General features: G+C 69.7%; 8 protein-coding genes. 3 read left to right on the top strand and 5 right to left on the bottom strand.

Annotated elements, in window-relative coordinates; all coding sequences use genetic code 11:
* The first annotated feature begins 95 nt into the window (after positions 1–95).
* The gene (locus tag A5789_RS04550; protein WP_064927119.1) at positions 96–995 is read left to right on the top strand and encodes a DUF6302 family protein; all 900 of its coding nucleotides are present in this window, start codon (positions 96–98) and stop codon (positions 993–995) included.
* Between the two features lie 146 nt (positions 996–1141).
* A complete protein-coding gene (locus A5789_RS37640; RefSeq protein WP_231956629.1) occupies positions 1142–1561 on the top strand; it encodes a hypothetical protein in 420 nt (139 codons plus the stop codon).
* A 313-nt stretch (positions 1562–1874) separates the two neighbouring features.
* Here the strand turns inward: A5789_RS37640 and A5789_RS04540 are convergent, their stop codons facing one another.
* From A5789_RS04540 to A5789_RS04525, 4 genes are read right to left on the bottom strand one after another with little or no spacing between them, the layout of a single operon-like run.
* Positions 1875–2924 (bottom strand): ABC transporter ATP-binding protein, encoded by a 1050-nt coding sequence (locus A5789_RS04540; protein WP_064906538.1) that lies wholly within the window; start codon positions 2922–2924, stop codon positions 1875–1877.
* Complete coding sequence (gene modB, locus A5789_RS04535) at positions 2921–3736, bottom strand: molybdate ABC transporter permease subunit (protein ID WP_064906536.1); 816 nt, start codon at positions 3734–3736, stop codon at positions 2921–2923. The genes A5789_RS04540 and modB overlap by 4 nt, the downstream gene beginning before the upstream one ends.
* Positions 3733–4518, bottom strand: coding sequence for a molybdate ABC transporter substrate-binding protein (gene modA / locus A5789_RS04530; RefSeq protein WP_064906535.1), 786 nt, complete (start codon positions 4516–4518; stop codon positions 3733–3735). The genes modB and modA overlap by 4 nt, the downstream gene beginning before the upstream one ends.
* Before the next feature lie 5 nt (positions 4519–4523).
* Positions 4524–4925: a molybdopterin-binding protein gene (locus tag A5789_RS04525; protein WP_063014721.1), complete on the bottom strand. Its 402-nt coding sequence runs from the start codon at positions 4923–4925 to the stop codon at positions 4524–4526.
* 136 nt (positions 4926–5061) lie between these two features.
* On the opposite strand from A5789_RS04525, the gene A5789_RS04520 reads away from it, so the two are divergent.
* Positions 5062–5544, top strand: a complete 483-nt coding sequence (locus tag A5789_RS04520; protein WP_064906546.1) for a nitroreductase/quinone reductase family protein — start codon at positions 5062–5064, stop codon at positions 5542–5544.
* Between the two features lie 4 nt (positions 5545–5548).
* Here the strand turns inward: A5789_RS04520 and A5789_RS04515 are convergent, their stop codons facing one another.
* The gene (locus tag A5789_RS04515; RefSeq protein WP_063014655.1) at positions 5549–5980 is read right to left on the bottom strand and encodes an SRPBCC family protein; all 432 of its coding nucleotides are present in this window, start codon (positions 5978–5980) and stop codon (positions 5549–5551) included.
* Positions 5981–6000 lie beyond the last annotated feature (20 nt).

Below are 6000 nucleotides of genomic sequence, written 5' to 3'. Positions count from 1 at the left end.
TGAGTCGGGGTGGGGGTAGGAGGGGTAGAAGATACCCCGCAGGGGTACCGGCATGGTGCAAATGGTGTGCCGAATCCCGGGTGCATTCTTGTCACATGACGGAGGCATGGCACGGGCAGCGGCACCGGGTACAGCTGGTCCGTGTCCCGATCGCGAAGCAGGCCCACGGCCGCGAACCGGGGCGGCTGTCGCTGCTGATGGTGCGGATACGGCCCAACGATCCCGCCCCGAACGCGGTCCGCGCGCTGCTGCGGGAGCTGGCCGGCCGCGGCGTGGTGCGCGCGACCCGCAATACCGCCGATGAGCAGATCTTCGTGGTGGTCGGCCCGGCCAGCAATGTGGCCGAGCTGCATCGGGTGCTCGACGCCCTGCCAGGGTGGCCGATCGAGCCCGCCCCGGCCCCGCATCCACCTCCACCGCCCAAACCGTCCGCGCCGCCACGGCGTCCGGCCCCGAAGTTGCCCCCAGCGGGCCTGCGGTCGCTGCGGGCACGCTCGCTGGCCGGCCTTCCTGGAGCCGAGACATGGACGCCGGCGGTACGTGAGGCAGTGTCGACGGCGCTGGCGGCCAGGGTCCGCCGCTCGGACGTGGAGTGGTACCTCGAGCGTCTCGACGATCTGACATTGCTGACCAAGGCGGTACCGCTGACCCCGGCCGGTTCGTCGCGGTGGGCGGTGCCGGTCGGCGGGAAGCGCCGCAGCGGGTGTGTGGACTGGGCGCTACCAGGCCAGGGAGAGCGCATCCGCAAGTTCCTGGCTGGTCAGGAGGGGTTTCCCGATCTGCGGGTGGGCCACGATCTCGAGGAAGGCGGGGGCATGGTGCGCTGGGGACTCGCCGAGCCTCAGACTCCTCCGTGGGAGGCCCCAGACCTGGAGTGGGCGCGGATTTCCGTGGTCGAGGGCCGCCTCTACGGCTACCGCGAACAGGTCATCGAAGCGTTCGTCGCCGAACACTGGGGCGCGCAGCTGGCCGCCGAGGCCATGCGCCAGCCGTGACCGCCCGCCGCCGCGTATAGGCGTATATCGGGGCGTATATCGGCTGGTCACCCGCATATCCGCTGCCGATATACGGGAAGGTGCAAAAGGTGTAGCGAAGTGTTGGTGGCTGGTGTGACTGGGTTGCGTATGTGTGGCGTATATCGGTGCGGGTGGGCGTAGTCGGGGTTGTCGTGGTGGTGACCGTCGTGGTGGTGACCGTCGTGGTGGGCGCAACACTCGTGCCGACAGCCTTGGTCTGGGTGGTCGTGGGGCGAGTTGTCGTGGTGCGGGCGGTTGTGGAGGAGGCGCCGGTACCGCTGGGGGTGGTCGTGGTCGGAGTGGCGCTGCCGGTGGTCGCGATGGGAGCGGCGGCGGTCGTCAGCGACGGTGGCGTGAACGTCGGGGAGATGCTCCATTGCAGCCCTTGGTTGGGCGAAATGCCTACGTCGAAGCCGCCTGCCACGCTGATCCCGCATCCGAGCAGGAATCCCGCCACCGCCTGGCCCGAGGTGATCGGATCGCCCTCGACGTTGACCGAGAAATTCCCGGACAGCTGCGCGGCATGCGAGAACGTCATGAGATAGTTCGGCGTCCGGTCACCGGGTGGGTTCACCCCGATGTTGTCCACCGACGCGGTCAGATGGACTCCCGAGCCGGTCACGTCCGTGCCGGGTGGCTGGGCGTGACTCGTTTCGCTCCCGCCGGTCCATAAGATCGACGCGACGGCGGTAACCGCGGCGATACCCGTCGCGGCGGCGATGAGAGGACGTCGCATAGCTGGATCCTGTTCCTCGGTGTCACGGCAGCAGTCCCGAACAGCTATCGACCGGCAAGCATAATGCGCGAACCCGCACGGACCCCGGATTCGACGCGCGCCACGCCGCCCCCCTCGAGATTTCAAGCGGGGTAGACATGGATTTCGGTCGCCTTGACCGCGGCCCATACCCGCATACCCGGTTGAATGCGCAGGTCGGCCACCGCCGCCGCGGTAATGTCGGCGAGCACAGGTGGAGCTCCGTCGAGGCGGACGCGGGTGAGATTGGCGTGGTGTTCCAGGCCGCCGACGGTCACAGGCCAGGTGTTGCGGGGGCTGCCGCCGGGTTGCTGGGGATGCAGGCTCACCGCGGTAGGCGGGAAGGTGAGGAAGACGCGGCCCGTGGCGGGAGCGGCGACGGTGAGGTGCCCGCCGTTGTCGATCTCGACGCCGGTGCCCGCGGCGGTGCCGCGAAACAGATTGAGCCCCATCAGATCTGCGACATAGTCCGACCGCGGCCGCCGGGCGATCTCGGTCGGCGCGCCCTGCTGGACGATAGCGCCCTGTTCGAGGATGACGAGCCGGTCCGCCAGCACCATCGCGTCGAGCGGATCGTGGGTGACCACCACGGTATGGCCGCGATAGTCGCGCAGGTGGCGGGCCAGGTCGGCGCGCACCTGCACCCGGGTCCGGGCGTCGAGCGCGGCCAGTGGTTCGTCGAGCAGCAGCAGCTGCGGGTCGGTGGCCAGGGCGCGCGCGAGCGCCACTCGCTGCGCCTGTCCGCCGGAGAGTGTGCGCGGTGTAGCGTGTTCGTGCTCGGCGAGACCTACCCGGGCGAGCTGCTCGGCGGCGCGGGCCCGCGCCTGCGCGCGCCGCATGCCGCGGGCCCGCAAGCCGAAGGCGACGTTCTCGAGCGCCGAAAGATGCTGAAACAGCAGGTAATCCTGGAAGACGACGCCGACCTGTCGCTGCTCGGCCGGGACGAAAGCTCGCGGCGGTTCGTCCCAGACCCGGTCGGCGACGCTGAGGCGTCCACCGGTGAGCGGTTCGAGTCCGGCCAGCGTACGCAGCGCCGTGGTCTTCCCGGCGCCGTTGGGCCCGAGCAGCGCCACCACCTCACCGGGTTCGACGGTGAGCGCCAGGCCGAGGCGGAAGCGCTCCCGCCGCACCTCGAGTTCGGCCCGCAGCGTCATACCGCTCCTCGAATCCAGCGCTCGCGCAACGACACCAGCACCGCGACCGACACCAGCAGCAGCACCAGGCTGAGCACGATCGCGGCATCGGGATCGGTTTCCAGCGCGAGATACACCGCCAGCGGCATGGTGGTGGTGCGGCCGGGGAAATTCCCGGCGAAGGTGATGGTCGCGCCGAATTCGCCGAGCGCCCGAGCCCAGCACAGTACGCCGCCGGCGAGCACGCCCGGCAGGATCGCGGGCAGGGTGACGCGGCGAAAGGTGTACCAGGGGGTCGCGCCGAGGGTGGCGGCGGCTTCCTCGTAGCGGGTGTCGGTACTGCGCAGCGCGCCCTCCACCGAGATGACCAGAAACGGCATGGCGACGAACGCCTCGGCCACCACCACTCCCGGCGTGGTGAACGGCAGCGAGACGCCGAACCAGTCGTACAGATACTGCCCGAGCAGCCCGCGGCGGCCGAACACCAGCAGCAGTGCCACGCCTCCGACCACCGGCGGCAGGACCAGCGGCACCGTCACCAGCGCGCGGATCACGCCCCGGCCCGGGATGTGCGCCCGCGCCAGCAGCCAGGCCAGCGGGATGCCCAACAGCAGGCAGATCACGGTCGCGCAGCTCGCGCAGATCAGCGAAAGTCGCAGGGCGGTACCGACTTCGGCGCTGAACAGCCGGTCGGTCAGGCTCGCCCACGGGGTGCGCACCAGCAGGCCGATCAGCGGAATCACCAGGAACGCCAGCGCGCCGAGCGCGGGCAGCACCAGCGCGGCCGGCCGCCGTCCCGATACCGCCCGTCGCCGCGTTCCCGGCCTGCTCACGGGGTGTCGAATCCCGCGGCGGCGAACACCTTCTTCGCCGCATCGGAGTGCACGTAGCCGACGAAGGCGGCGGCCGCGGCGGCGTGCGGGGCCTTGGCGAGCGGTGCGATCGGATAGGTGTTGACCACCTTCGCCGATTCCGGGAAGTCGATGCCCTGCACCTTGTCGCCGGCCGCCTGCACATCGGTGCGGTAGACCAGTGCGGCGTCGACCTCGTCCAGGGTCACCTTGGTGAGCACGGCCTTGACATCCTGCTCGCGGGTGTCGGGCAGCGGGGTGATGCCGGCGATCTGGAAAACCTTCTCCGCGGCCGCACCACACGGCACCTGCACCGCGCACAACGCGATCCGCGGCTCCGGTTTGCCGAAGTCGGCCAGTCCGGTGATCTTGCCCGGATTGCCCTCGGGCACCGCGATTTCCAGCCGATTGCTCACGAACGTCTCCGGTTTCGCGGTGACCGCACCGGCGTCGACCACCTGCTGCATATTGGCCGGGGCCGCGGAGGCGAAGACATCGGCGGGCGCCCCCTGCTGGATCTGCTGGGCGAGTGCCGAACTGCCGCCGAAGCTGTAGACGACCTTCACGCCCGGGTGGGCGGCCTCGAAGTCGTGTCCGAGCTTCGTGAACGTCTCGGTGAGCGAGGCCGCGGCGAAAACCGTGACCGTGCCCGAGAGCTGGTCCGTTCCGGTGGCGGACTTCGCGTCGTCGGAACCGCATCCGGCCAGGCCCGCGGTGACCGCCACGACGGCCGCCGCGGCGCCGCTGGTGCGCAAGAGCTGCATTCTCGTCAACTTTCCGGAATTTCGACCACGACGTGGGTCGATTTGACCGAGGCGACGGCGATACTGCCGACCTCGAGACCGAGTTCGTCGACCGATTCCCGGCTGACCAGCGAGACCAGCCGGAACGGGCCGGCCTGCATCTCGACCTGCGCCATGACCGTGTCCTTGACGATGCGGGTGACGATGCCGCGCATCCGGTTGCGGGCCGAGGCGGCGACGGTGACACCGGGTTCGCGCGCCTCGGCGTGCTGACTACGCAGGACCTCGGCCAGATCCGCGCCGCGCACCCCCTTGCGACCGCTGTCGAGCCGGATCTCCGGCAGCCGCCCCTGATCGATCCAGCGCCGCACGGTGTCGTCGCTGACCCCCAGCAGCGCCGCCGCCTCACTGATCCGCAAATTCGTCACAATGGGAAGCATATTGCCGTGAATGCGGTACACAAGCCCCGCGTGGTTGCGGACCGGTTAATTCTCACCGGGACGGGACGCATTCGTGCGGCCCGGCCCCTGGCGGGAACGCGAGGGCTGATGCATGCTCGGCGATATGGCCTCGCTCGCCGGAATCGTCTCCGCCACGACCCGATTCGCGAACCGCCGCGGCGTCTATGCCGGTCGGCGGGCAACGAAAGTCCATGTGGCGCTGTACCGATGCTCGGGCGGGCGGATCGGCGGGCGCATGCCGGGCCGTCGGCACGCGCGCATACTCCTGCTCGACCACGTGGGTGCGAAATCCGGCATTCCGCGAACCTCACCGCTGATGTACGTCGACGCGGGGGCCGCGGTGGCGATCGCGGCGTCGAAGGCGGGGCAGCCGCACCATCCCGCCTGGTATCACAACCTCCTCGCCCACCCCGACACCACGATCCGGATCGGAAGGCAAGTCCGCTCGGTGCGGGCGCGGGTCGCCACCGCGACCGAATATCCGGACCTGTGGCGTGAATTCGTGGCTATGACACCGGATTACGAGTTCTATCGGCGCCAGGCGGGCGGGCGCACGATCCCGCTGATCGTTCTCGAACCGCGCTGAGCGTTCAGCAGTACAGGTCGACGAACCGGTCGAGTGAGCGTTCGATATCGCCCCGCAGCGCTCGTGCCACCGTCGCTCCGATCGGGCCGAACAGCGGTCGCCCACCCAGATCGATGTCGACGGTGACCGCCGAACCCGAGGCGTTCGGCGCGACCAGCAGCGCCAGTCCCAGTTTGGTGCCGCCTTTGCCGGCGCCGCTCAGCACGAGCCGGCGCGGTGGTTCGGCGGTGCGCACGGTCCAGCGCACGCGGTTGCGCAGACCCTTCACCGAGGCGATGCCCACCAGTTCGGTACCGGGAGTGAGCTCGTCGGGCACCCGGCCGCGCCATGCCTCGTGCATGATCAGCCACTGGTCGAGCTCGCCCAGATTCGCCGCGTGCGACCACGCCCGATCGGGGGAGATCGGAACGTCCACCGAGACCTTCAGTTTCGCCACGGGTGGATGGTAACCGCCGG

Source organism: Nocardia sp. 852002-51101_SCH5132738, from assembly GCF_001665695.1.
GTDB classification, from domain to species: domain Bacteria; phylum Actinomycetota; class Actinomycetes; order Mycobacteriales; family Mycobacteriaceae; genus Nocardia; species Nocardia nova.
The sequence above is the reverse complement of the archived record's forward strand: the minus strand, read 5'-3'. Positions and strand labels throughout refer to the sequence as shown.

Coding starts and splice junctions, on each gene's coding strand:
- A5789_RS04540 (WP_064906538.1), bottom strand. CDS start 2,924: ATGACGCTGCGGGCCGAACTCGAGGTGCGGCGGGAGCGCTTCCGCCTC.
- A5789_RS04550 (WP_064927119.1), top strand. CDS start 96: ATGACGGAGGCATGGCACGGGCAGCGGCACCGGGTACAGCTGGTCCGT.
- modA (WP_064906535.1), bottom strand. CDS start 4,518: ATGCAGCTCTTGCGCACCAGCGGCGCCGCGGCGGCCGTCGTGGCGGTC.
- A5789_RS04520 (WP_064906546.1), top strand. CDS start 5,062: ATGGCCTCGCTCGCCGGAATCGTCTCCGCCACGACCCGATTCGCGAAC.